Below are 23578 nucleotides of genomic sequence, written 5' to 3'. Positions count from 1 at the left end.
CGGGCACGAAGGCCTGACACGTACGGTCCCCCTCCCCCGCGCGGCGGGCGCGTTCCCCCGTTCTGGGGAAGCGTCGGGCCCGCCGGCACTGCCGTCAGCCTAAAGCTGCGACGCTGCCGCCATGGCGCACTGCGAGCAAGTCCCGACGGCTGCCCCGACGGTGGACGACGTGCTGTCCCGGATGCGCGCCCTCGACGCGGCGCTGCCGGCCCGGGACGGCGTCGCGGTCTTCAACCGCGTCTACCTCGCCGTCACCGAGGCCGTGGACCGGCACATCGACGGCGGCCGGTTCGCGGACCCCGGAGCCGCTGCCGCGCTGGACGTGCGGTTCGCGGAGCGTTATCTGACCGCCGTGGACGCGGCGGAGGAGGACCGCCGTCCGCCCGCCTGCTGGCGCCCCCTGTTCCAGCTCCGCCGCCACCCCGGGGTACGGCCGCTGCAGTTCGCCCTGGCGGGCATCAACGCGCACATCGGCCACGATCTCGCGCTGGCCGTGGTGGACACCTGTCGTACGCTCGGCTGCGAACCCGTCGACCTGGAGGACGAGTTCGACCGCGTGGGTGATCTCCTCGTCTCGCTGGAGGAGCGCGTCCGCGACGAGCTGATGCCGGGTCCCGACCTCCTCCAGATCGCCGACCCGCTGACCCATCTGCTGGGCTCCTGGAGCCTGGAGCGCGCCCGCGAGGCCACCTGGGCGGCGGCCCGCGCGCTGTGGGCGCTGCGCCGGCTGCCGGACGTCGCCGGGGAGTTCACCGAACGGCTGGACGCCGCGGTGGGCTTCGCGGGCCGCATGCTGCTCACCCCGCTGCGGGACTGATCCGGCCGGTTCCGGTATGTGCGCCTCCGGAACTCCCCCGCGATCGTTGTACGTTGAAACCGGTGGCCGTGCGCACCGTGCGGTCCACGGCCCGCGTCGCACCCCCGAATGCGAAGGAGCACCCGGCATGACGACCCGGCTCGGACTCGGCCTCCCCCAGATGCGGCAGTACGACATCGGCAAGGACGTCCCCGACGTGGCGCGCGCGGCGGAAGAGATGGGCTTCGAGAGCCTGTGGGTGTTCGAGCGGGCCCTGTTCCCCGAGCCCGCCACCCAGGGGCTGTACGGCGTCGAGGGCCTGCCCTGGCCGGACACGTACCGGAGTGTGGCGGAGCCGCTGGTCACCCTCGCCCTGGCCGCCGCGGTCACCGAACGGGCGCTGCTGGGCACGAGCGTGCTGGTCGCCCCGCTGCACGTCCCCTTCCAGCTGGCCAAGGCGCTGGCCTCGCTGGACGCGGCGAGCGGCGGCCGGGTGCTGGCGGGCTTCGGCACCGGCTGGTCCCACGACGAGTACGCGGCGGCCTCCGTGCGGCCGTTCGCCGAACGCGGTGCGGCCCTGGACGAGCTGATCGGGGTGTGCCGCGCGGTGTGGGGTCCGGACCCGGTGGTGTACGACGGCGAGGTCACGAAGATCGCGTCCGCCGTGGTCGGTCCCAAACCGGCCCGGCCGATCCCGATCCTGCTGGCGGCGGGCGGCAGCGGCCGGGCCCGGCGCCGTCTGGTCGACCACGCCGACGGCTGGCTGCCGACCGGCATCGGTGCCGAGACCGTCGCCGCGCAGCTGCGGGAACTGCGGGACCTGGCCGCCGAGCGGGGTCGCACGCGGCCGATCCGGACGGCGCTGCGGGTCAACACCCGCTACAGCGCGGCGAACTACGAGGGCTCCGACCGGCGCCCCTTCCAGGGCGGCGTCGACCAGATCGTCGAGGACCTGGCCGCGCACGCCGAGATCGGCCTGGACGAGATCCTCATCGACGTGCAGAGCACCGCGCGGGACGCCGAGGAGCTCAAGGACGTCGCCGCCCGGATCTACGAGAAGGCCCGGGCGGCCGGGATCTGAGGCCGGGCGGCGGGAGAACTCCTAGTCCTCGGGCAGCTCCACCGGCGCGATCTCCTCGTAGAGGTCGCCCGGGCCGGGGTTGGTCGCGTCGGTCTCGCCGCCGAAGTGGTGCATGACGCCCCAGACCGCGTTCAGCGCGGTCTGGACGGCGCCCTCGGCCCAGCCGGCCGTCCAGGAGATGTCGTCGCCGGCGAGGAAGATGCCCCGCTTGTCCTCCGGCAGCTCCTCCTGCATGAAGTGGGTGAACAGCCGCCGCTGGTAGCGGTAGTGGCCGGGCAGGTTGGCCTTGAACGCGCCCATGAAGTAGGGCTCGTTCTCCCAGGAGACCGTCACCGGGTTGCCGATGACGTGCTTCCGGATGTCGACCTTCGGGTAGATCTCGCCGAGCGACTTCAGCATGACCTCCATCCGCTCGTTCGCGGACAGCGGCAGCCACTTCAGGCTGTCGTCGCACCAGGTGTAGGAGAGGCAGATGACGGCGGGCCGGTCCGGGCCGTCGTCGAGCAGGTAGGTGCCGCGGGTCATGCGGTCGGTGAGCGTCATCGACATGACGTCCCGGCCGGTGTCCTCGTCCTTGTCCAGCCAGAAGGGCCGGTCGACGGGCACGAAGAGCTTGGAGCTCTCCATGTAGTGGGTGCGCTCGATCGCGGTCCAGTGGTCGATCGGGAAGAGCGAGTCGTCGCAGGCGATCTTCGAGAGCAGCATCCAGGACTGGGCGGTGAAGATCGCCGCCCGGTAGGTGCGGATGTCGCCGTCGGCGTCGGTCACGGTGATGCGGTTGCCGGCGGTGCGGTTCAGCCGGGTCACGGCCGGGCGGGGCTCGCCGTCCACGTGGAGGGTCTTCAGCGAGGTGCCGTGCGGCCAGTGGACGATCTTCTCCGGCTCGCGCTCCCAGAGCCTGAGCGGCAGCTGCTGGGAGCCGCCGACGATGCCGCGGTGGTGGTCGTCGGCCTCGGTGTAGACGACGCGGAGGATCTCCAGGATGGAGTTGGGGAAGTCGGTGTCCCAGCCGCCGGTGCCGAAGCCGACCTGGCCGAAGATCTCGCGGTGCCGAAAGGACTTGAAGGCCTCGGAGTCGCAGAGGAAGCCGTAGAAGGTCTGGTTGTCGAGCTTCTCGACCAGCTTCCCCCAGATCTCGCGGATGCGGGGGACGTCGCGCTCGCGCAGGGCGCGGTTCATGTCGGTGAAGTCGGCGCCCTCTTCGAGGCACTTCGCCCAGGCGTCGGCCACGTCCCGGTAGACCTGCGGCAGGTCGTCGAGGGTCTCGGCGTAGTGCGACTCGCCCTTGAGGTCGACGACGGTCGAGGGGGTCGCCTCGGCCAGCGGGTTGGGGAAGGCCCGGGTCTCGAGGCCCACCAGGTCGATGTAGTGCTGGAGGGCGGTGGAGGACGGCGGGAAGCGCATCGCGCCCATCTCGGCGGTCAGCGACGGGTCGCAGCCGTCGAAGCCGACGGTGCGCAGCCGGCCGCCGATCCGGTCGGCCTCGTAGACGACGGGCTTGAGGCCCATCTTCATCAGCTCGTAGGCGGCCACGATGCCGGACAGGCCGCCGCCGATGACGGCGACCTCGGTGCCGTGCTCGGTGGCGGGTATCTGGCCGAGTCCGGCGGGGTGGGCGAGGAAGTCGTCGTACGCGTACGGGAAGTCCGGCCCGAACATGGTGATCGGCGGCTGCTGCTCGTCTGCGTGCTCGATCGCGTTGGGCACGGTGGACGTCATGGGGTACGGACTCCTTGCACGGGTGGAACGGGGGCGGGACGCGCGGTTCGGGGCTCAGGCGAGGGCGCCGTAGAGGCCGGGGCGGCGGTCCCTCAGGTAGGGGTTGGCCTCGCGGGACGCGGCCAGGAAGGCGGGGTCCGCGTCGGCCAGGATCAGCTCCTCGGCCCGCCCGGCCCGGGCGCGGGCGACGCCGTCGGGTCCCGCGAGGGTGGACAGGCCGACGAACTCGAACTCGCCCTCGGGGCCGACGCGGTTGACGTACGCGACGTACATCTGGTTCTCGAAGGCCCGCACCGGCACGACGGACTCGGCGACGAACTGGAAGGGGTGCATCTGCGCGGTCGGGACGAGCAGCAGGTCGGTGCCGGCCAGGGCGTGGGCGCGCACGTTCTCCGGGAACTCCACGTCGTAGCAGATCATCAGGCCGACGGTGAGGCCGTTCAGCTCGGTCTGGACGACGGGCTGCTCGCCGGGGGTGAAGTGGTCGCGCTCGAAGCAGCCGAAGAGGTGGGTCTTGCGGTAGTTCGCCGGGCGGGTGCCGTCGGCGGCGACGAGCTGGACGGAGTTGAAGACCCGCTCGCCGTCCCGCTCGGGGTAGCCGTAGGCGACGGCCAGGCCGTGACGTCCGGCGATCTCCGCGACGGCGTCGGCCGCGTCGCCGTCGGCGGGCTCGGCGAGGACGCCGATGTCGTCGCCGACGGCGTATCCGGTCAGGAACAGCTCGGAGGTGACGAGCAGCGCGGCGCCCGCGGCGGCGGCGCGGCCCGCGGCCTCGTCGAGGACCTTGAGGTTCTCGGCGGTGGAACCGGGGCGGCCGGAGCTCTGGAGCAGGGCGGTGCGCATGCGTGATCCTCACCGGTCGGGGGGGGGTCGGGGGGCCAGATAGACGGTACGGTCGGCGGGCTCGGGCGGACAAGACGGACCCGTTGCGCGCCGGTGAGCGGTTCGTTGCGTGCACCCGGCACCCGTCGGCGATTCGTTGCGCCCCCGGCGGGCGCTCCCGTCCTCCTCGGGAAGCAGAGCGGGCCCGGCCCTCCCCGCCGCGCGGCGGAGGTGGTACCCGCCGTGGGCCCGATGTGGCGCGGAGGCGGCGCCGGGACAGTGGTGAGCGTTCGGTTCACCGGCTTCGACCTCTCGGGAGACGACCCGCCATGAAGCGCCGTACCGCGACCGCCGCACTCTGCGCCGCCCTGCTGCTCACCGCCGCCACCACCGGCGCGGCCGTCGCCGACGGCCCCCACGGGGGCCCGCACGACGGCCCGCCGCCGAGGGAGGCCGCCGCGCTGACCGGCACGGCCAAGCTGTACCGGTCGGCGGGGGACGACATCACCTTCACCTTCGACGCCCATCTGGCGGCCGAGGACCGGGAGGACCCGCTCAGGGCCACCGGGACCTTCGAGTTCAGCCACTACGCGAACGGCAGGGGTGCGCGGGCCGAGGCCACCGTGGACTGTCTCCTGACCGGCGGTGACGTGGCCGTCGTCTCCGGCGTCGTCACCGACTCCGACCTGCCCGGTGCCGAGGGCAGGCGGGTCGGCGTCACGGTTCACGACCTGGGCCGCCGCGACCGGCTCGGTTACAGCTGGGCGGCTACGGGCAGCCCCGCGGAGGGCGAGGAGCCGCCCCGGTGCGTGTCGTCGGCGCCGTTCGAGATGGTCAGGAAGGGGACCGGCGACTTCGACGTCGTGCCCTGGCAGCCGCGGCTGTAGTCCGGGCGGCACCGGCCAGGACCAGCGCCGTCAGGAGGTGCGGCACCGCGGAGAGCGCGAACGCGGTGCCGTGACCCCATGCCGTGGCCGCCGCCCCGTAGGCGACGTAGGTGGCGAGGGTGCCCAGCTCGCTGCCGAGGCCCGCGACCGAGGTCAGGGTGGCCCGTCCGGTGTCGTCGATGCGCTGCTGGAGGCGGGCGTCGGCCAGGACGGTCGCCAGTTGGAAGCCGCCGAAGGCGAGCGCGACCAGGATCAGGGCGACCGGCGTGCCCGCCAGGGCGCCCGCGGCCAGCGCGAGAGCGGAACCGGTGAGCAGCGCGGCGAAGCCGTTGCCGGTCAGGCGTCGCGCGGGACCGGCCAGCAGACTGCCGGCCGTGGCGCCGGCCCAGATCACCAGCAGCAGCCAGGGCACGGTCTCGGCGGCCACGCCCGTGTCCCGGGCGAGCAGTGGCGTGTACTCGTCGAGCGCGCCCCACACCGCGGTCACGGCCGGTACGAGGAGCAGCGCGCCGCGCACGGACCGGTCGGCGCGGGCGTCGGCGAGTCCGGCGCGCAGCGTCGCGGACCAGCGTTCGCCGCCGCCGGAGGGTGTGCGGTGCTCGGGGAACCGGGTCGCGACCGCCGCCGCGGCCAGACAGGCGAGCACGCTCGCCGCGCCCACCGCGTCGTAGCCGCCCCGGGCGAACACGGGGCCGGCCAGGCCCATGGCGGACATGGTCGCGGCGATGCCGATGGCCCGGGCCCGGCCCATGACGTGGGCGTACCGGTCGGCGGCACCGGCCCGGTCCAGTTCCTCGTAGACCAGTGCCTCCAGCGCGCCGGAGCCGAGCGCGCCGCCGGCGCCCCACAGCACGAAGCCGAGCGCGAAGGCGCCGTAGGACGGCACGAGCACCCACAGGGCGAAGCCGGCGGCGGTGAGCAGCGGGCCGAGGATCAGCAGCAGCCGCCGGGAGACGGCGTCGGCCCAGGCGCCGGAGGGCACCTCGAGCAGGACGCCGGTCAGCGACCACAGGGCGAACAGCGAGGTCGTCTGCCAGACGGACAGGCCGGTGTCGCTGAACAGCAGCGCGTACACCGGGTAGAGCAGGACGAACTCGTCGCAGAAGGCGGAGGCGTACAGCGTGCGCACCAGCCGGCGGGTACCGGCGGGCGCGGCGGCGGCACGCTCGGCCGAGGGCGGAGGTGAGACGGTCATGAGGCCTTCCCGAGGGGGCGGATCGGACACCGGGGGTACGGCGTCCGGGGCGGCCCTCGGGAGGAGGCGCTACGGGTGGTGGATCAATGTCGCCGGGTCATGGCACCGATGCTAGACGGTGTGCGGTGCCCCGCCCATGGGTTTACGTGGGCGAGCCCGACGAGAAGCGCCGCAGGAGCGGCGAGAGCACCAGGACGGACTTGGTGCGCTCCACGAACGGCTCCCCGGCGATCCGCTCCAGGACCCGCTCGAAGTGCCGCATGTCGGAGGCGAAGACCTGGGCGACCGCGTCCGCGTCCCCGGTGACGGTGGACGCGGCCACGACCTCCTGGTAGCGCTCCAGGCCCCGCTGGATGGTCTCGGGCGAGGTGTTGCGGCGGCAGAAGATCTCGACGAACCCCTCGGTCTCCCAGCCGAGCGCGGCGGGGTCGACGCGGACGGTGAAGCCGGTGATGGCTCCGGTGGCCCGCAGCCGGTCCACGCGCCGTTTGACGGCGGGCGCGGACAGGCCGACCGACTGCCCGATGTCCGCGTAGGAGCGGCGGGCGTCCTCGGCGAGGGCGTGCACGATGCGTTCGTCGAGATCGTTGAGCACTGCGGGTCGTTCACTTCACTTCTGGTGCGTCCGGACCCGGGAGGGGTCCGGTGTGGCGAGTCGGGAGCGGCGTTGGCCGTACACGAAGTAGAACACGAGCCCGACCGCCATCCAGACACCGAAGACCACCCAGGTGACGGTGGACAGGCTGCCCATCATCCAGACGCAGAAGCCGAAGCCGAGGGCGGGCAGGACCGGCGACAGCGGGACCCGGAAGGTGCGGCGCATGTCGGGATTGGTCCGGCGCAGCACCACGACGGCCACGTTGACCAGGGCGAAGGCGAAGAGGGTGCCGATGCTGGTGGCGTCGGCGAGCTGTCCGAGCGGGATGGCGGCGGCGAGAACGCCGCAGAACAGCGAGACGATCAGCGTGTTGGCGCGGGGCGCGCCGGTCTTCGGGTGGACCTTGGAGAAGACCTTGGGCACCAGTCCGTCGCGGGACATGGCGAACAGGACGCGGGTCTGGCCGTAGAGGACGGTCAGGACGACGCTGGCGATGGCGACGACCGCGCAGAAGGCCAGCAGGGTGCCCCAGAAGCTCTGCCCGGTCACGTCGGTCATGATCTGCGCGAGGGAGGCCTCGGAGTCGGTGAAGGTCCGCCAGGGCTTGGCGCCGACGGCGACGGCGGCGACCAGGACGTAGAGCACCGTGACGATGACGAGGGACAGCATGATCGCGCGGGGCAGGTCGCGCTGGGCGTTCTTGGCCTCCTCGCCCGCGGTGGAGGCGGCGTCGAAGCCGATGTACGAGAAGAAGAGCGTCGCACCCGCCGCGCTGACCCCGGCCATGCCGAGCGGCATGAAGTGCTCGTAGTTGCCGGAGCGGAAGCCCTGCACGCCGATCGCGCAGAACAGCACCAGTGCCGCGATCTTGACGACGACCATGATCGTGTTGGCGCGGGCGGACTCGCGGGCGCCGCCGAGCAGGAAGGTCATGGCGAGGAGCACGACGATCAGCGCCGGCAGGTTGAAGATGCCGCCGTCGCCGGGCGGCGCCGACAGGACCGCGGGGAGGGTGACGCCGATGGTGCCGTCGAGCAGCTCGTTCAGGTACTCGCCCCAGCCGACGGCGACGGCGGCCACCGACACGCCGTACTCCAGGATCAGGCACCAGCCGCAGATCCAGGCGACCAGCTCGCCCATGGTGGCGTAGGCGTACGAGTACGAGGACCCGGCGACCGGGATGGTGCCGGCCAGCTCGGCGTAGGAGAGGGCCGAGAAGAGCGCGGTGAGACCGGCGATGACGAAGGAGAGCGTGACGGCCGGCCCGGCCTTGGGGACGGCCTCGCCGAGGACGACGAAGATGCCGGTGCCGAGGGTGGCGCCGATGCTGATCATCGTGAGCTGCCAGAGGCCGAGGGAGCGGCGGAGGCTGCCGCCCTCGCCCTGACCGCCCTCGGCGACCAGGCGTTCCACGGGCTTGCGGCGCATGAGGCGCGCGGCGAGGCCCGGGGACGGGGCTGCCGATGCGTCCTGGTGCGGGGGTGCGCCTTGGTCGATCACGCGGGGACTCCTTTGTCGCTGCCGGTGGCTCCGCCGGGGTGAGCGGACGGGCTCCGGGCGGGCCTGGGGAGCGGCGGGGACCGGTGGGCGCGCTCGTGCGGCACGGGAACCCACCGAGCGGGGTCCCCGCCACGCCACGTACAGCGCAGAACACTACGAGGGGGGCGCGGCGCCGGTAATGCAGCAACCTTGCGCATTCGAGCACGATCGTTGCGTTCGACGGGGCGGCGCGGGTGTTCGTTGCGCGCGGGGCGCACGGCGTTGCGCGCGGGGCACGGATCGGTGGATCGGGCCTGGTCAGTGGTCGTCCGGTCGGCCCGCGACGGCGCGTGCCTCGGCCGCGTCCGCCGCGTCGAAGCCGATCTCCCCGGGCCGGCCGCGGGCGGCCTCCTGGGCGTCGATCCAGCGCGTGTGCGCCTCCCAGGCGGCCTGCTTGCTGGTGCCGAGCGCGGCCCCGATCTGCGACCAGGAGGCACCGGCCTCGCGGGCGGCGCGGACGGTGAGCTGGCGCCCGTAGGCGGCCTTGCGGGCGACCACCTCGCTCAGGGCGAGCAGTTCGAGGAGCTGCGGACGGTCCAGGGCCTCGCCGTCGCTGCCGAACCCGGCGAGGGACTCGCGGGCGCGCAGCTCGTCGAGACGGGCCACGGCGGTCAGCAGGGTGTGTTCCGGCTCGATGCTCTGTGGTGTCGTCATGCGTCCAGCGTCCCGTCAGGTCTGCTTGACGTCAAGCAGGCCTGACGGGACGGGTCCGGGGTCGGGCGCGGGTCAGCTCCAGCTGGCGTGGAGCGGCTTGCCCTCGGCGTAACCGGCGGCGCTCTGGATGCCGACGATGGCCTTCTCGGCGAACTCCTCCAGGGAGCCGGCGCCGGCGTAGGTGCAGGAGGAGCGGACGCCCGCGATGATCGAGTCGATCAGGTCCTCGACGCCGGGGCGGGCCGGGTCGAGGAACATCCGGGAGGTGGAGATGCCCTCCTCGAACAGCGCCTTGCGGGCCCGGTCGTACGCCGACTCCTCCGAGGTGCGGTTGCGCACCGCGCGGGCGGAGGCCATGCCGAAGGACTCCTTGTAGGCGCGGCCGTTGGCGTCGTGCTGGAGGTCGCCCGGGGACTCGTACGTACCCGCGAACCAGGAGCCGACCATCACGTTGGACGCGCCGGCCGCGAGGGCCATCGCCACGTCGCGCGGGTGACGGACGCCGCCGTCGGCCCACACGTGCTTGCCGTACTTCTTCGCCTCGGCGGCGCACTCCAGGACGGCGGAGAACTGCGGCCGGCCCACGCCGGTCATCATCCGGGTGGTGCACATGGCGCCGGGGCCGACGCCGACCTTGACGATGTCGGCGCCCGCCTCGATCAGGTCGCGCACGCCTTCGGCGGAGACGATGTTGCCCGCGACGATCGGGACCCGCGGGTCCAGCTCGCGGACGACCTTGACCGCGCTGATCATCGACTCCTGGTGACCGTGCGCGGTGTCGATGACGAGGGTGTCCACGCCCGCGTCGAGCAGCTGCTTGGCCTTGCCCGCGACGTCTCCGTTGATGCCGACGGCGGCGGCGATGCGGAGCCTGCCGTTCGCGTCGACGGCCGGCGTGTACAGCGTGGCGCGCAGGGCGCCCTTGCGGGTGAGGATGCCGGCGAGGCGGCCGTCCTTGTCGACGGCGGGCGCGTAGCGCCGGTTGGCGGCGTCGAGGGTGTTGAAGGCCTCGCGCGGGTCCAGGTCGGCGTCGATGAGGATCAGGTCCTTGGACATGACCTCCTCGAGCTGGGTGAAGCGGTCCACGCCGGACAGGTCGGCGTCGGTGACCACACCGACGGGCCGGTGGTCCCCGTCCACGACGACCCCGGCGTTGTGCGCGCGCTTGGGCAGCAGGGACAGCGCGTCGGCGACGGTCTGGTGCGGGGCCAGCACGATGGGGGTGTCCAGGACGAGGTGGCGGCTCTTCACCCAGGAGACGACGTCGGTGACGACCTCGATCGGGATGTCCTGCGGGATGACCACGAGCCCGCCGCGCCGGGCCACCGTCTCGGCCATCCGGCGGCCCGCGATGGCGGTCATGTTGGCGACGACCAGCGGGATCGTGGTGCCCGTGCCGTCCGGGGAGCCGAGGTCCACGCCCTGCCGGGAGCCCACCGCGGAGCGGCTCGGCACCATGAACACGTCGTCGTACGTCAGGTCGTACGAGGGCTGGATGTCATTGAGGAAACGCACGTGCTGCACATCCCAGTCGATCAGAGGTGGCCCCCGGACAGGTCAGCCAGGGGGAAAGAGCACGTACTTCATTCTCCCATGGCGCGGGACCGATCACCCCCGGTCGGATCATCCAGGCTGGTCAGCGGCGTGCTTGGAGGAACCTCCAGGGCCGAGGGTGACGAAGAGCCCCGGGCCGCGGTCGGTGGCCTCGGCGAAGACCTCCTCGGCGACCGCCCACTCGTCCGGCCGTGCCTCGGCGTACGCCCGCCAGCCCTCCACCACGAGCACCAGTCCCCGGTCCGCCGCGCCCTCGGGCCACACGGAGGGGTCGGCCAGGGAGTCGGCGAGGGCGTCCCAGTTGCGGCCGAACCAGTCGGGCAGCGCCAGGTCACGAGCGCAGCGGTCCATCAGCCCCGCCTTGTCCGTGACCCCGCCGAGGTCCAGCGTGACCACGAGCCGCCCCGCGGAGTCCTCGGTCATGTCGCGCCCTTCTTTCCGTTCCCTGCCGATCGGCCGTCAGATCCCGTCCGGGTCGGCCCGGTTGAGCGTCGACTTCGGGGCGGAGCCCGCCGTCATCAGGTAGTCCGCGGCCGACGTGTCCGTCACCAGGCTGGTGACGAGGCCGGAGCGCAGCACCGCGTCGATGGCCGCCGCCTTGCGCTGCCCGCCCGCGATCGCGACGACCTCGGGGATACGGCGGAGCTGGTCGGCCTTGACGGTGATGCACCGCTCCCCCAGGTCCCGCCCCACCCGGCGCCCGTCGGCGTCGAAGAGGTGCGCGGACATCTCGGCGGCGACGCCGAGCGAGGCGTAGTGCGCGCGCTCCTCGTCGCTGAGCATGTCGTGCACCGTCGAGATGCCGGGCTCCCAGGAGCCGATGGAGACACAGGCGACCGTGACCTTGTCGAAGTACTCGAAGGCCCGGGCGATCCCGGTCTGGTGCCGCAGCGCCTGCGCGGTGGCCGCGTCCGGCAGCAGCATCGGCGCGTAGATGGGGTGGGCGTCGCCGCCGGACACCTGGGCGGCGCGGCGCACGGCCTCCACCGAGCCGCGCTCGGCGGTCCCGGCGTCGTACACGCCCGTCAGCTGCACCACGGTGCACGGCGGCAGCCGGTCCAGCGCCGCCGCCATGTGGATGGTGGACCGGCCCCAGGCCAGGCCCAGCACGTCGCCCTCGTTGACCAGCTCGCCGAGCAGGTCGGCGGCCACCTCCCCCAGGTTCTCCGGGTCGGGCGTCTCCTCGGCGTCCGCCGGGGACTCCACCACGACCGCGTGCCGGAGCCCGTAACGGGCGCGCAGGGCGTCCGAGCGCTCGGCGTCCAGCTCGGCCGGCACCCGGATCTCGATGCGTACAAGGTCCCGCTCGAGGGCGGTCTCGAGAACCCTGGCCACCTTGAAGCGGCTGACGCCGAACTCCTCCGCGATCTGGATCTTGGACTTGCCCTCGAGGTAGAAGCGGCGGGCCATGGCCGCCGCCTGGACCAGCTCAGCGGGTCCCATCCGCATGGCTGAACGGCCCGCCGACATACCCGACACGGCGATCTCCTCACTGCTGTTCACACTCTGGATACGCCGTTCATCCTTGCAGATTCGGCGCACTTGATCAGCCCTGATGGGAGCCGTTCACTTTCTGTTCCTCAGTGGTCGCAGAACCAGGATGCCTTGGCGGTGGCCGCATCGGCCTGCGAGCGCAGCGCGCGTACCGCATCGGCCGGGTCGGACGCCCCGTACACCGCGGAACCCGCGACGAAGACGTCGGCGCCGGCCTCGGCGCACCGCTCGATCGTGGACGCCGAGACACCGCCGTCGACCTGGAGCCACAGCTCCAGACCGTGCTTCCCGATCAGCTCACGGGTCCGGCGGATCTTGGGAAGCATGATGTCGAGGAACGCCTGCCCACCGAAGCCGGGTTCAACCGTCATGATCAGCAGCATGTCGAGTTCGGGGAGCAGGTCCTCGTACGGCTCGATCGGCGTCGCGGGCTTGAGCGCCATGGAGGCGCGGGCGCCCTTGGCCCGGATCTCCCGGGCCAGCCGCACCGGCGCGGCGGCGGCCTCGGCATGGAAGGTGACGGAACCCGCGCCCGCCTCCACGTACTGCGGGGCCCAGCGGTCCGGGGCCTCGATCATGAGGTGGCAGTCCAGCGGGGTGTCCGTGGCGCGGGCCAGGGACTCGACCACCGGCACGCCGAGCGTGAGGTTCGGGACGAAGTGGTTGTCCATGACGTCGACGTGGAGCCAGTCGGCTCCCTCGACCGCCTTGGCCTCGTCCGCGAGGCGGGCGAAGTCGGCGGACAGGATGCTGGGATTGATCTGCGCGGCCATGTGCCCAAGCGTGCCATGCCCTCCGGGGGTGGGCGGGGAGGGGTCCGGGGTGGGCAGGGTTGTTCGTTGGCCGCGGGTTCGTTGTGGTTGCTCGCGCCCGCGCGGCGGAGCCGCAGAGTGTCACGGCCCCGCGCCCCTTTGGGGCGCGCCCAGTGGGCGTGGGCTGCACCTTCAACCCTTGCCGCAGACCGGGAGGTTTTGGGGTGTGCGGAGGCGGTCGAGTTCCTTCAGGCGGGTGTCGAGGTCGGTCGGGTCGGCGAAATAGCGGAGTACTGCCTGGTGGAAGGCGTCGCGGGTGGTGCGGGGCATGGCGTCGGAGGCGTCCCAGCAGCGGGTGCGGCCGGGTTCGCGCAGGAGGGTGCCGATCTCCCGTTCGACGGCGTCCTGCTCGGTGTCCGCCGCGGCCGACCTGTTCGCCGTGTACTCCGGCAGCGCGGTGTCCGGGTCGGCGAGGTAGCCGATCAGCTTCTTGGCCTGCGGGGTCGGGTTCAGCATGGCCGCGAGGTCGCCGGAGACCTCCCAGGCGCCGGCGTCCGTGCCGGCCCCGGGCACCACCTCGGAGAAGTGGACGTAGTCGCCGCCCTTCTGCCGCCAGTGCCCGGCGCGGAAGGACCCCTGATGCTCCAGGCGGCCCGCCGCGCAGTCGGCGTCGAACGCGGTGGTCAGCACCTGCTCGACACGGGAGGCGTCGCCCGCGCCCACCAGGTCGGCCCAGGTCGTCCAGGCCTTGCGTACGGCGTCGTCGGTCCAGGGCAGCCTGCCGTTGGCCCAGTCCGCGTACACCCGTGGGCCGGCCTGCTGGAGCAGGATGTCCTCCACCCAGTCGGTGCCGGGCCAGCCGGAGGTCGCGCCGGACTCCATGCCGAGGCACCACCGTGCGGGAGGGCCGGCCGTCTCCGCCGTCGGCGCCGGACCCGCGTACCACACCATGCTCTTCAGGCCGGTCTTCACGGGCAGCCAGTACGTGTGGGCGCCGCCCGCTTCCGGCACCGTCACCCGGGGAGCCCAGAACCGGTCGTAGTCCCCGGCGTCGAAGAGGCCGTCCAGCGGGTGGAGCCGGCCGTCGACGGCGTAGGCGAGCAGTTCGCCGGGGCCGGGCAGCACCGCCACGTCGGGCGGGTTGCCGGCCGCCATGTCGGCGGCGAGCACCTGGCTGAGCGCGGAGCTGCCCTGGTAGACGACGTCGATCCGGTACTTCTCCTCGAAGGGCTCGATGACGTGCTCCTCGAACTGCTCGCGCTCCGCACCGCTCCAGTTGGCCAGCAGGGTGACGGAGCCCTCCCAGTCACGGGCCCAGCGGACCCCGGCCCACAGGCCGGCGCCGAGCAGGACCAGGCAGACGCAGAGGATGCCGAGGGTGCGGGGGCCCGGGCGGCTCATCGCTGCCCCCGGAACCGGTACAGGGCGATCCGCGGCCACAGAACCCACAGCGTCAGCGCCACCACCACAGCCCCTCCCAGCAGTATCCAGTCGGACAACGAGGCCCAGAACCCGGCGTCCGCGAGCGCGCCCTGCACCTCGTCGGCCACCACGGGGATGGCGTCCGGGCCGGCCGGCGGCACCCGTACCTCGGCGACGGAGTCGGTCATCGCGCGGTGCGCCCGCAAGGTCTGCCAGGCCAGCAACGGCACGCCGACGGCGCACAGCACGGTGGCGGCGGGCAACCGCAGCCGCACGGGCCGCCGGAAGCGGCGCCGCAGGAACCACTGGGTCTCCAGCAGCGCCCCGCACAGGGCCGCGTACAGCACCGCGACCGTGCACCAGCCGAGCCACAGCTGCCAGGGGAAGGCGGCCTGCCGCCGGGCCTCGGCCAGCTGTTCGCCGCGCAGGGCGTCGAGGCGGCTCATGATGTCGCCCTCGGTTCCGGCCTCGGCCCGCAGGCCGAGGACCTTCTCGGCGTAGTGGAGAAAGGCGGCGCGCAGCGGTGAGCCGTCCGGCTCCCGGCCCCCGCGTTCCACCCAGCCCGAGTAGACGGCGATCAGCCCGGTGACGGTCTGGACGTCGTGGCGGCCCGCCAGGCCGGTGACGTTCTCCGAGGCGGCCAGGGCGAGGCTCTGCTGGGCGACGGAGATCTGGGTGAGGAACTCTCCGCTGGTGTCGCCCTCGGCGCCGGTGTCGCGGACCACGTCGTGCGCCTGCCGCAGCGCGCTCTGCGCGGTGTCGACGGCGCGGATGCCGGGCGCGCTCTCGGTGGCCAGGGGCACGGTGTCGTCGTGCACGCCTCGGTAGGCGAAGAACAGCGCGAGGGTGGTCGCGGTCGCGAGCGCCAGCAGCAGCCTGAGCCTGCGGGTCAGGTCCCGGCCGGTGGTGCTCACGGCCGGGCCTCGAAGCCGTGGCCGCAGGACGGGCAGAACCGGGCGGCCGCCGGAGCCTTGCGCGAGCAGGCCGGGCAGGTCACCGCGGCTCCGCCGCCCGGTGCCGTGCCCGACGTGCCGGAGCCGGGCCCGGTGCCGGACACGGGGCCGTAGGTGCTGTGGCTGCTCGCGGTGATCAGGTGCTGGAAGTCGACGGCCGTCACGTCGGGGCGCAGGGCGACCCGGCCGCCCTGCGCGTCCTCGATCCGCACCAGCCGGGCCAGCCGGGCCAGCTGCTCGTCGGCGCCCATGGCGTGGGCGAGCCGAACGGCCCGGCCGAGCTGGTGCTCGGCCAGGTCGCGCTGTCCTCGGCGGTGTGCGTCGGTGGCCGCGGCGACCGCCTCGCCGAGCCGCTGGTGCTGCTCGAAGTGCTCGACCTGGACGTCGGTGTGCCGGGACAGGGCCGGGTCGTCGGTCCAGTGCACCAGGCAGGGCTGTGGCGGCGGCAGCCGGACCTCGTCGCCGCCGGGCACCTCGACGGCGACCACGGCGATCTGGAGGTCCTCCCGGCGCGGGCGGCCGGCCGGGTCGGCGGCCAGGCACAGCTGGTAGCGGCGCGTCTCGTCGCCCCAGGCACGGGTGACGAACCGTCCGGTGCCGTCCTCGGCGGTCAGCTCGGCCTCGGTGGGGAAGACCTGCTTGAGGTAGCGCACGGTGCACCCGGGCATCGCGGTCACGGAGATCACCAGCTCGGGGACGGTCTTGGTGAGCAACCGGTTCATCAGCTGCTCGTACTCCGCCGGCAGCGCCGCCTCCTCGCGCACCGAGGAGGCGCTGCCGTGCAGCCGGCGGGTGATCCGCAGCAGTTCCTGGCCGTCCCACCCGTCGCCAATACCCCAGGCGTCGCAGACGAACTGGCCCGCGCACTCGTCCAGCACCCGGGCGAGCGGCATGTGCTCGTCGTGCTGGTTCCTGCCGTCGGTGAGCAGCAGGACGTGACCGAGGGGCGCGCCCTGCTTCGCGAGCAGGCGGCGGCTCAGGTCCAGCCAGGCGCCGATGCAGGTCCCGCCGCCCGCGACCATCTCGCGCACGGCACGCTCCGCGCGCCCCCGGGTGAAGTCGGAGGCGCGGGCCATGCGCGGGGTGTCCGGGTACACCACGGCCGCCTGCTCGCTGCCCCGCACCACCGCGAACGGGGTGCCGTCGGGCAGCTTGCGGATCGCCGCGACCGCCGCCCGCTGAGCCGCGTGCAGCTTCTCCACCGGCCAGGTCATCGAGCTGGAGCAGTCCACGGCCAGAACCTGCGCGAGCACCGGGCCGCCCCGGCGGCCGGCGCCCCCGGTGCCGTCCACGCGCACGCTGAGGATGGCGTGCATCCGCGGGTCGCCCGCCTCGCTGGACAGGTACTTCCACTGGCTGATCTCCAGCCCGGCGGCCGCCTGCCCGGCCGCTCCGCCCGTCCCGGGCGTTCCCGTCTCCACCGTGTCCCAGCCCCCTCGCCCACGTCGTCGCCGTCACGCCCGGGCCGTCGCGCCCCGCCCCGGCACGTTGCTCACTCCGTACGCCGCCGCCCCCGCCACAGGTCGCGCGGCCCGGCCGGTGCCGGGCGCACCGCGTAGGCGGCGTCCAGCAGGTCCCCGCGCTCGTCGGCGCTGCCCGCCTGGTCGGCGAGCCGTTTGAGGGACTTGGTCAGCTGCTTGCGCAGCGCTTCCTCGGTGTCCTGCGAGCCGAGCAGCTCGCCGGCGAGGAAGCCGCTCCCCCAGCCTTCGGGCGGGCGGCAGGCGAGCGCCTGCTCGCGCAGTTCGGTCACCAGCCGGTCCCGGGAGTCGCTGCCGTCCAGGTGCAGCCCCGCCAGCCGTTCGGCGGCCTCGCGCAGGTCGGCGGGGCGCGGCCCGGGCCCGCCGGGCAGCCGGCCGGCCAGGATCCGCACCGCGGCGACGCGGGCGGCGTCGTAGTGGCGGGAGGTGGTCGGCACGCCGTCCAGTACCTCGACGGCCCGGCGGCGCCCGTCGCGGCGCAGCCGGACGCGGGCCAGCCCGAAGGCGGCGCTGCCCTGCGTGGGGTCGCGCCGCAGCACCGCTTCGTAGAACTCCTCGGCCTGTGTCTCGCGGGCCCGCGCCCGCTCGGCCGCCTGCGGGTCCGCCTGGCGGGCCCGCGGGTCGCCCGGCGTCGCGGTCGGCCGGCCTGTGTCGGAGCCCGCCGCTTGTCCGTCCGGTGCCCGTACGTCCTTCCCTGGCAGGTCCGGCTCCCGTACGCCGGTCTCCCGGAGCCGCTCCGCCAGGTACTCGGCGCAGTAGCCGAGGGCCAGTTTGGGTGCTGCCTCGCCGGGCAGCGCGGCGTAGGTGGCGGCGAACTCGTCCTCCGCCTTGCCCACCGCGCCGCGCGTGAGATGGACCAGGCCCCGGTGCCAGAAGATCCGCCAGTCGTAGTCGCCGCTCCAGCCCTTGGCCCGGGCCACCCACTCCTCGGACCGCGCGGCGTTCCCGGCGTCCAGGTAGGCACGGCACAGCCACAGCGCCGTCTCCACGGTGCGCAGCGCCGGGTCGCCCTCGGCCCGTTCGGCGATGCGGTCGGGGGTGTCGGCGGCGAGTCCGCCGAGCAGTACGGTCGCCGGGTCCGCGGCGTCCGGCAGGGGGACCGGCAGCGCGCGGGCCGTCGCCCGGGGCTCGGGGGCACCCGCGGGCAGCTCCGGTGGGCCGCCGCCGGGGCGCCGTGTCCACCACCGGAGCGCCGGGACCGTGCCGAGCGCGGCACCGAAGACCGCCGCGGTCGGCTCGAACCGGGTGGAGCGCTCGGGGTACGGCCCCCGCCCGCCGAGCGCCTGGTCCTCGCGGAGCACCTCCCACAGCTGGCGGGACATCTCGGCCGCGGAACGGAACCGGGCGGCGGGCTCGGGGTGGGTGGCCCGGCGGATCAGCGCCTCGAAGGAGCGGGCGGCCAGTCCGGCGGGGCGGGTGGCCCGCTCGGCGAGCACCTTCAGGGTCCGGCCCACGGTGTACAGGTCGCTGTCTACGTCGAGGCCGCGCCGGTCGCGTTCGCGCTTGGGCGGCGCGTAGCCGTGGGTGTGGACCAGCCCGGAGGAACGGTCGTCGATCCGGCGGACGGCGCCCAGGTCTATGACCTTGATCTCGCGCCCGTAGTGGATGACGTTCTCGGGCTTCATGTCGCAGTAGAGCAGCCCCTGGTCGTGCAGGTACTCGAGGGCGCCGAGGATCTTGCAGCCGTACGTGATGACGTGCCCGAACTGGAAGCCGCCGGTGCCGAACAGCCGCGCCAGCTCCTCCTCGGGGGCGAAGCGGATCCAGGCGAGGGACCGGCCGCCGACGTACTCCATCACGATGTAGCCGGTCGGTTCGTCGTCGCCGGGCACCAGGTGCTGGACGTGGGTGACGATGCGGACGATGTCGCGGTGGTGGAGGCTGGTGAGTGAGCGGCGCTCCTCGACCGCGGCCCGGCGGGCCACGGCGTCGCCGGTGTTGATCAGCCCTTTGAGGACGACGTACAGGCCGGGCACCCTGGTGTCCTCGGCCAGGTAGACCCAGCCGTGCCCGCCGACCGCGAGATAGCCGAGCACCTTGTAGTGCCCGCCGACCCGGTCGCCGGGGCGCAGCTTCGGCCGGAACGAGTACTCCGTACCGCACTCCGGGCAGAACCCGTGGTCGGGGGCGGGACCGCCGTCGTAGGAGACCCCGATGGTGCCGGCGCAGTTGTCCACGCCGCAGCGCCGGCCGCCGGTCGGGGGCCGGGCGACGGTGTCGGCGGCCTCGGAGGGGTCCGGGGAGGGCAGGGCCGGCAGGACGAGGAGCCCGTCGCGGTCCAGTTCGCCGGGGCTCGGGGCGGCGTGGCCCTGCGACGCCGGTTCCGCGGGTGCGACGGGGCCGTCCGGGGCGGGGGCCGGCTCCGTCGAGGGCGGTTCGGGGTCGAGGGGGCGGCGGAAGCAGGTGTCGCAGTACCCGGTGACCATGATCCGGCCGCCCCGGCAGTCGGCTCTGACGCAGGCTCTGCCGCTCATGCCGGGGGCTCCCGGTGGGTCCGCGGGGCTGGCCGGGGACTTCTCGCCGTCATCGCGCGTCACCTCCGCCGTGGCCGTCGACGCGCCGGGTGTAGGCGTCCACCGCCGCCTCCGCCGCACGCACGTCGCAGGGTCTTGCCCGGAGCAGGGCGTGGGCCCGGAGGTAGAGGTCGTCCACGGCCGGGTCCTCCTCTCCCTGCAGGGAGTGCTGGTGCAGGACGTGATAGCCGCGCAGGCGTCCGGCGAGTTCGTCGCGCCGGTCGCGAAGCCGGTCGAGCTCGGCGACGCCCGCCGCCAGACGGCCGGCCACCCGATCGGCCAGCCGCTCGTACCGACCGAGGTCGGACACGGGTCCGGCGGCACGGACGGGAGCACGGCCGGGTTCCTGATCATGACCACGGTCCGCAAGCCGGTCGCGGTCGAGGTCCCGGTCCCGCCCCGGGTCGAGGTCCCGGTCCCGGCCGGGTTCCAGGTGGCGGACACGGTCGGGGTCCCAGTCCAGGTCGGGGTCCCGGTCGGCGTACCGGACCGGGCCCGGGGGCTGGTGAGGGTCGCGGTCGGGGTCCCGGTCATGGCCACGGTCCGGACGCCGATCGCGGTCGACGTCCCGGTCCCGCCCCGGGTCGAGGTCCCGGTCCCGGCCGGGTTCCAGGTGGCGGACACGGTCGAGGTCCCAGTCCAGGTCGAGGTCCCGGTCGGCGCCCCGGACCCGGCCCGGGGGATGGTGAGGGTCGCGGTCGGGGTCCCGGTCCAGGTCGTCGCGGCCACGGCCGGGGTCCCGGTGCCCGTCGCGGTCAGAGTCCCGGTCCGCGCCCCGGACCCGGCCCGGGGGCTGGTCAGGGTCGAGGTCCCGGTCCCGGGCAGGGCCCCCGGCCGGGTCGCGCTCCCCGTCGGCGTCGTCCGCGCGCAGCAGGTCCGCCAGGGCGGCGTGTGCGGCCACCAGGTCCGAGTCGAGGGGGCGTAGGCCGTGCGGGACCACGGCCGCGAGGCGTTCGTGCAGGTCCTCGGCGAGGGGTCCGGTGAGGTCCCGCAGCCGCTCGACGAGCCGGGCGCGACGCTCCCGGGCGGGCCGGGTGAGCAGTCGGTCGCGGGCGAGGCGGTGGCAGTCGCCGGCCGTGCGGAACACCAGCAGCAGCCGGCTGCCCCCGGCGCGCAGCACCTCCAGGAGGTCCAGCAGGGGCAGCGGGTCGATCGCCTCGTCGACGCCGACGACGACCAGGTTGAGGGTTGACCTGGAGGCGCGGATGCGGTCGAGCGGGGGATCCTCCGGGTGCTGCCACAGGCCCATGCGGTCGGCGATCCGCTCGGCGATCTCGGCGGCGGTCACCCCGCTCGCGTCCACCGCGAGGTCGTGGCCGCCGGCCGACGGGACGGTGCCGGGCGGGTCGAGGGACGCGCGGTCGATCGAGACCGCGGTGCGTAATTCCCGGTCGGCGAGGGTGATGGCGCGGCGCAGCGTGGCCGCGCGGGCGGCGTCGCCGGGCCCGACGACGCTGATCTTCACCTGGTTGCCGTCGTCGCGCAGCCAGGCGGCGAGGCGCTGGGCGAACGGCTCGTCGAGCAGGTCCGGGGAGGGGCCGTCGTCGGTGGGGAGCAGCCGCTCGTCCACGGCCGTGGGGCCCTCGATGTGCGGCTTGAGCCCGGGCAGGTGACGGGCGATGGTCTCGGCGGGGCTCATGAAGGAGAACCGGTTGCCGTGCTGGTCCAGCTGCCCGCTGAGCACCATGCCGATGACCTCTCCGGTCCGGCTGTCGGCGACGCCCGCGCCGCTGCATCCCGGGCTGGCCAGTTCACCGGGGCTGACCGGGCTCAGCTGCACCTGTCCGTCGCGCCCGCAGCCGCCGACGACGGTGGAGCGGAACCAGATGCCGCCGTTGTGGGCGTACGGGAAGCCGTACATGCGCACTTCGCGGCCCGGTGCGGACAGCCGGTGCAGCCGTACCGTTTCCTCCACCGGCCGGGGCCGCTCCAGCCGCAGCAGGGCCACGTCCCCGCTGGGGTCGCCGTCGGCGTCCCGCGTTTCCGGTACGTAGGCGGTGCCGTCCACCCGGGCGGGAACCGCGGGCACGCTGTGGTCGGTGGCGCCGACGAACTCCGCGGTGAGCCGGGCCGCCGCGCGGTCCACCACGTGCGCGCAGGTGAGCACCTGGTCGGGGGTCAGCAGTATGCCGGCCCCCGCGATCTCCCCGTCCGCTCCCCGGATCCGCACCGCCCAGCTCGGCGTCTTCATGGGCGAGGCGGCCGGTTCTCCCCCGCCAGCAGCCATATGCGAACTATACGGGCGTGTGCAGCCGGCGCATACTGCTGCGACGGCAGTGAACGAGCTTTGTACGGAGGCGAGTTGACGAACGAACCGGGTTTCGTGGGGCTGGCCGAGGTGATCGGCCGGATCCGGGGCGAACTGGAGGCGGCCCGCGCCGAGGCGGCGGGCCACGACCTGGGTTTCGCGGTGGAGAACGTGAGCCTGACCTTCACCGTGCAGGTCCACCGCGCGGGCAGCGGCCGGGGAGGCGTCCGGATCGGTGTGGTGACGGCCGAACTGGGCGGCTCGGTCGACCACCAGACCACCCACCAGGTCCAGGTGGACCTGAAACCGGAGCTGGCGGACGGGACGCGGATGAAGGTCAACCGCCGCTAGGCGCCGCGAAGGACGGGGGCGGGGACGGTCACGAGGTCCGGCGCACGAGGGCCAGGTACATGGCGTCCGTGCCGTGCAGGTGCGGCCACAGCTGGACGTCGGGTCCCTCGCCCAGGTCGGGGACGCCGGGCAGCAGCGGCCGGGCGTCGAGCAGCTCGGTGCCGGGGTGCTGCTTGAGGACGTCCGCGACGACCGCGCGGGTCTCGGCGAGGTGGGGCGAGCAGGTCGCGTAGGCGACGACGCCGCCGACCCGTACGGCCTCCAGGGCACTGCGCAGCAGTCCGCGCTGGAGCGGGGCGAAGCCGTCCAGGTCCTCGGGGCGGCGCCGCCAGCGCGCCTCGGGACGACGCCGCAGAGCGCCGAGCCCCGTGCACGGCACGTCCACCAGGACGCGGTCGAAGCTCCCCGGGCGCCACGCGGGGCGGGTCCCGTCGGCGGCGATCACCTGGTAGGGCCCCGGGTTGCCGTCCAGCGCCCTGGCCACGAGCCCGGCGCGGTGCGGCTGCTTCTCGGAGGCCAGCAGGAAGGCTCCCCGTTCGGCGGCGAGCGCACCGAGGAGCGCGGCCTTGCCGCCGGGTCCGGCGCACCCGTCCAGCCAGCGTCGGTCCGGCCCGTCCAGCGGCGCGTTGGCCAGGGCCAGGGCGACCAGCTGGCTGCCCTCGTCCTGCACACCGGCGCGGCCCTCCCGCACGGCCTCGACGGCCCCGGGCTCGCCGCCCTCGCTCAGCCGCACGGCGTACGGCGACCAGCGTCCCGGTACGGCGGCCTCCTCGCCGAGCAGTTCGTCGGGGGTGGCCCGGCCCGGCCGCGCGACCAGGGTGACCTCGGGGCGTTCGTTGTCGGCGGCCAGCAGTTCCTCGATGCCGGTGCGGCCGCCGCCCAGCGAGTCCCAGAGCGCGGAGACGACCCAGCGCGGGTGCGAGTGCACGACGGCGAGGTGGTCCTCGGGGTCCTCGTCGTAGGGCGGGGCGACGCGCTCCAGCCAGCCGTCGAGGTCGTCCCGGGCCACCTTGCGCAGCACGGCGTTGACGAACTTGGCCCGCCCGTCCCCGAGCACGACCCGGGCCAGCTCCACGGAGGCGGAGACGGCGGCGTGGCTCGGGATCCGCGTCCCGAGCAGCTGGTGCACCCCCAGGCTGAGCACGTCGAGCACCGGCGGGTCGACCTCGCGCAGCGGCCGGTCCACGCAGTCCGCGATGATCGCGTCGTAGGTACCCTGCCGGCGCAGCGTCCCGTACACCAGCTCGGTCGCGAGGGCGGCGTCCCGGGCGTCGAACTTCTCGGGGCCCTCCTTCTCGCGGGCCTTGCGCAGCAGCGGCGGCAGGACGAGGTTGGCGTACGCGTCCCGCTCGTCCACGGCGCGGAGGGCCTCGAAGGCGAGGATGCGGACGGGGTCCTTCTGGGGCCTGCGGTACGGCTTGCCGGGCTTGCGGGGACGGCGGGGCTGCTCGCTCACGAAAAAGGTGCTCCGGGTGTGGGGTGAAGTGCGCTCACCAGCGTACGCCGCGCGGGTGAGCGTCGC

At 74.0% G+C, this 23578-nt stretch carries 20 protein-coding genes; 4 read left to right on the top strand and 16 right to left on the bottom strand.

The genetic code is table 11. The annotated features are described in order from the left end of the window. The first annotated feature begins 121 nt into the window (after nucleotides 1-121). Nucleotides 122-817 carry a DUF5995 family protein gene (locus D1J63_RS30545; RefSeq protein WP_125633273.1) on the top strand — a complete coding sequence of 232 codons (696 nt, stop codon included), beginning with the start codon at nucleotides 122-124 and terminating at the stop codon, nucleotides 815-817. Between the two features lie 127 nt (nucleotides 818-944). Beyond that, on the top strand, nucleotides 945-1877 hold the full coding sequence (locus D1J63_RS30540; protein ID WP_125633271.1) for an LLM class F420-dependent oxidoreductase: 933 nt from the start codon (nucleotides 945-947) through the stop codon (nucleotides 1875-1877). 21 nt (nucleotides 1878-1898) lie between these two features. Here the strand turns inward: D1J63_RS30540 and D1J63_RS30535 are convergent, their stop codons facing one another. Beyond that, the gene (locus D1J63_RS30535; protein WP_125633269.1) at nucleotides 1899-3596 is read right to left on the bottom strand and encodes an NAD(P)/FAD-dependent oxidoreductase; all 1698 of its coding nucleotides are present in this window, start codon (nucleotides 3594-3596) and stop codon (nucleotides 1899-1901) included. 54 nt (nucleotides 3597-3650) lie between these two features. Then, the gene (locus D1J63_RS30530) at nucleotides 3651-4439 is read right to left on the bottom strand and encodes a carbon-nitrogen hydrolase family protein (RefSeq protein ID WP_102930801.1); all 789 of its coding nucleotides are present in this window, start codon (nucleotides 4437-4439) and stop codon (nucleotides 3651-3653) included. Between the two features lie 308 nt (nucleotides 4440-4747). Here D1J63_RS30530 and D1J63_RS30520 point away from each other — a divergent pair, with 308 nt between their 5' ends. Beyond that, complete coding sequence (locus D1J63_RS30520) at nucleotides 4748-5305, top strand: Repetin (RefSeq protein ID WP_164713047.1); 558 nt, start codon at nucleotides 4748-4750, stop codon at nucleotides 5303-5305. Here the strand turns inward: D1J63_RS30520 and D1J63_RS30515 are convergent. The 13 genes from D1J63_RS30515 to D1J63_RS37370 form a co-directional block, all read right to left on the bottom strand. Next, nucleotides 5253-6500 (bottom strand): MFS transporter, encoded by a 1248-nt coding sequence (locus D1J63_RS30515; protein ID WP_125633267.1) that lies wholly within the window; start codon nucleotides 6498-6500, stop codon nucleotides 5253-5255. The genes D1J63_RS30520 and D1J63_RS30515 overlap by 53 nt on opposite strands. Before the next feature lie 142 nt (nucleotides 6501-6642). Next, the gene (locus tag D1J63_RS30510) at nucleotides 6643-7095 is read right to left on the bottom strand and encodes an Lrp/AsnC family transcriptional regulator (RefSeq protein WP_003977367.1); all 453 of its coding nucleotides are present in this window, start codon (nucleotides 7093-7095) and stop codon (nucleotides 6643-6645) included. Between the two features lie 15 nt (nucleotides 7096-7110). After that, nucleotides 7111-8598, bottom strand: a complete 1488-nt coding sequence (locus tag D1J63_RS30505; protein ID WP_125633265.1) for an amino acid permease — start codon at nucleotides 8596-8598, stop codon at nucleotides 7111-7113. A 297-nt stretch (nucleotides 8599-8895) separates the two neighbouring features. Continuing rightward, nucleotides 8896-9291, bottom strand: a complete 396-nt coding sequence (locus D1J63_RS30500; RefSeq protein ID WP_102931869.1) for a hypothetical protein — start codon at nucleotides 9289-9291, stop codon at nucleotides 8896-8898. A 72-nt stretch (nucleotides 9292-9363) separates the two neighbouring features. Beyond that, nucleotides 9364-10806 (bottom strand): GuaB1 family IMP dehydrogenase-related protein, encoded by a 1443-nt coding sequence (locus D1J63_RS30495; protein WP_164713046.1) that lies wholly within the window; start codon nucleotides 10804-10806, stop codon nucleotides 9364-9366. Between the two features lie 108 nt (nucleotides 10807-10914). Next, nucleotides 10915-11268 (bottom strand): barstar family protein, encoded by a 354-nt coding sequence (locus tag D1J63_RS30490; RefSeq protein ID WP_125633261.1) that lies wholly within the window; start codon nucleotides 11266-11268, stop codon nucleotides 10915-10917. A gap of 36 nt (nucleotides 11269-11304) precedes the next feature. Next, nucleotides 11305-12348, bottom strand: a complete 1044-nt coding sequence (locus tag D1J63_RS30485) for a sugar-binding domain-containing protein (RefSeq protein ID WP_061445792.1) — start codon at nucleotides 12346-12348, stop codon at nucleotides 11305-11307. Between the two features lie 77 nt (nucleotides 12349-12425). Beyond that, nucleotides 12426-13112 carry a ribulose-phosphate 3-epimerase gene (gene rpe / locus D1J63_RS30480; RefSeq protein ID WP_125633259.1) on the bottom strand — a complete coding sequence of 229 codons (687 nt, stop codon included), beginning with the start codon at nucleotides 13110-13112 and terminating at the stop codon, nucleotides 12426-12428. Between the two features lie 171 nt (nucleotides 13113-13283). After that, nucleotides 13284-14492, bottom strand: coding sequence for an extracellular solute-binding protein (locus D1J63_RS30475; RefSeq protein ID WP_125633257.1), 1209 nt, complete (start codon nucleotides 14490-14492; stop codon nucleotides 13284-13286). After that, nucleotides 14489-15427, bottom strand: coding sequence for a hypothetical protein (locus tag D1J63_RS30470; protein ID WP_125633255.1), 939 nt, complete (start codon nucleotides 15425-15427; stop codon nucleotides 14489-14491). Before D1J63_RS30470 ends, D1J63_RS30475 begins: the two co-directional genes overlap by 4 nt. Beyond that, the gene (locus tag D1J63_RS30465) at nucleotides 15424-16887 is read right to left on the bottom strand and encodes a VWA domain-containing protein (protein WP_125633253.1); all 1464 of its coding nucleotides are present in this window, start codon (nucleotides 16885-16887) and stop codon (nucleotides 15424-15426) included. The genes D1J63_RS30470 and D1J63_RS30465 overlap by 4 nt, the downstream gene beginning before the upstream one ends. Nucleotides 16888-16958: 71 nt before the next feature. Continuing rightward, on the bottom strand, nucleotides 16959-19418 hold the full coding sequence (locus D1J63_RS30460; RefSeq protein WP_164713045.1) for a tetratricopeptide repeat protein: 2460 nt from the start codon (nucleotides 19416-19418) through the stop codon (nucleotides 16959-16961). 49 nt (nucleotides 19419-19467) lie between these two features. Then, a complete protein-coding gene (locus D1J63_RS37370) occupies nucleotides 19468-21684 on the bottom strand; it encodes a serine protease (protein ID WP_241235622.1) in 2217 nt (738 codons plus the stop codon). 75 nt (nucleotides 21685-21759) lie between these two features. Between D1J63_RS37370 and D1J63_RS30445 the strand changes: the two genes are divergently transcribed. Beyond that, nucleotides 21760-22056, top strand: coding sequence for a trypco2 family protein (locus D1J63_RS30445; RefSeq protein WP_176155666.1), 297 nt, complete (start codon nucleotides 21760-21762; stop codon nucleotides 22054-22056). Between the two features lie 28 nt (nucleotides 22057-22084). Here the strand turns inward: D1J63_RS30445 and D1J63_RS30440 are convergent, their stop codons facing one another. After that, nucleotides 22085-23512: a transcription antitermination factor NusB gene (locus D1J63_RS30440; RefSeq protein ID WP_102928361.1), complete on the bottom strand. Its 1428-nt coding sequence runs from the start codon at nucleotides 23510-23512 to the stop codon at nucleotides 22085-22087. Nucleotides 23513-23578 lie beyond the last annotated feature (66 nt).

This window comes from Streptomyces sp. KPB2 (genome assembly GCF_003950055.1).
GTDB lineage: Bacteria > Actinomycetota > Actinomycetes > Streptomycetales > Streptomycetaceae > Streptomyces > Streptomyces salinarius.
Note: the sequence above shows the minus strand (reverse complement) of the source record. Positions and strands in the feature narration are given on the sequence as shown.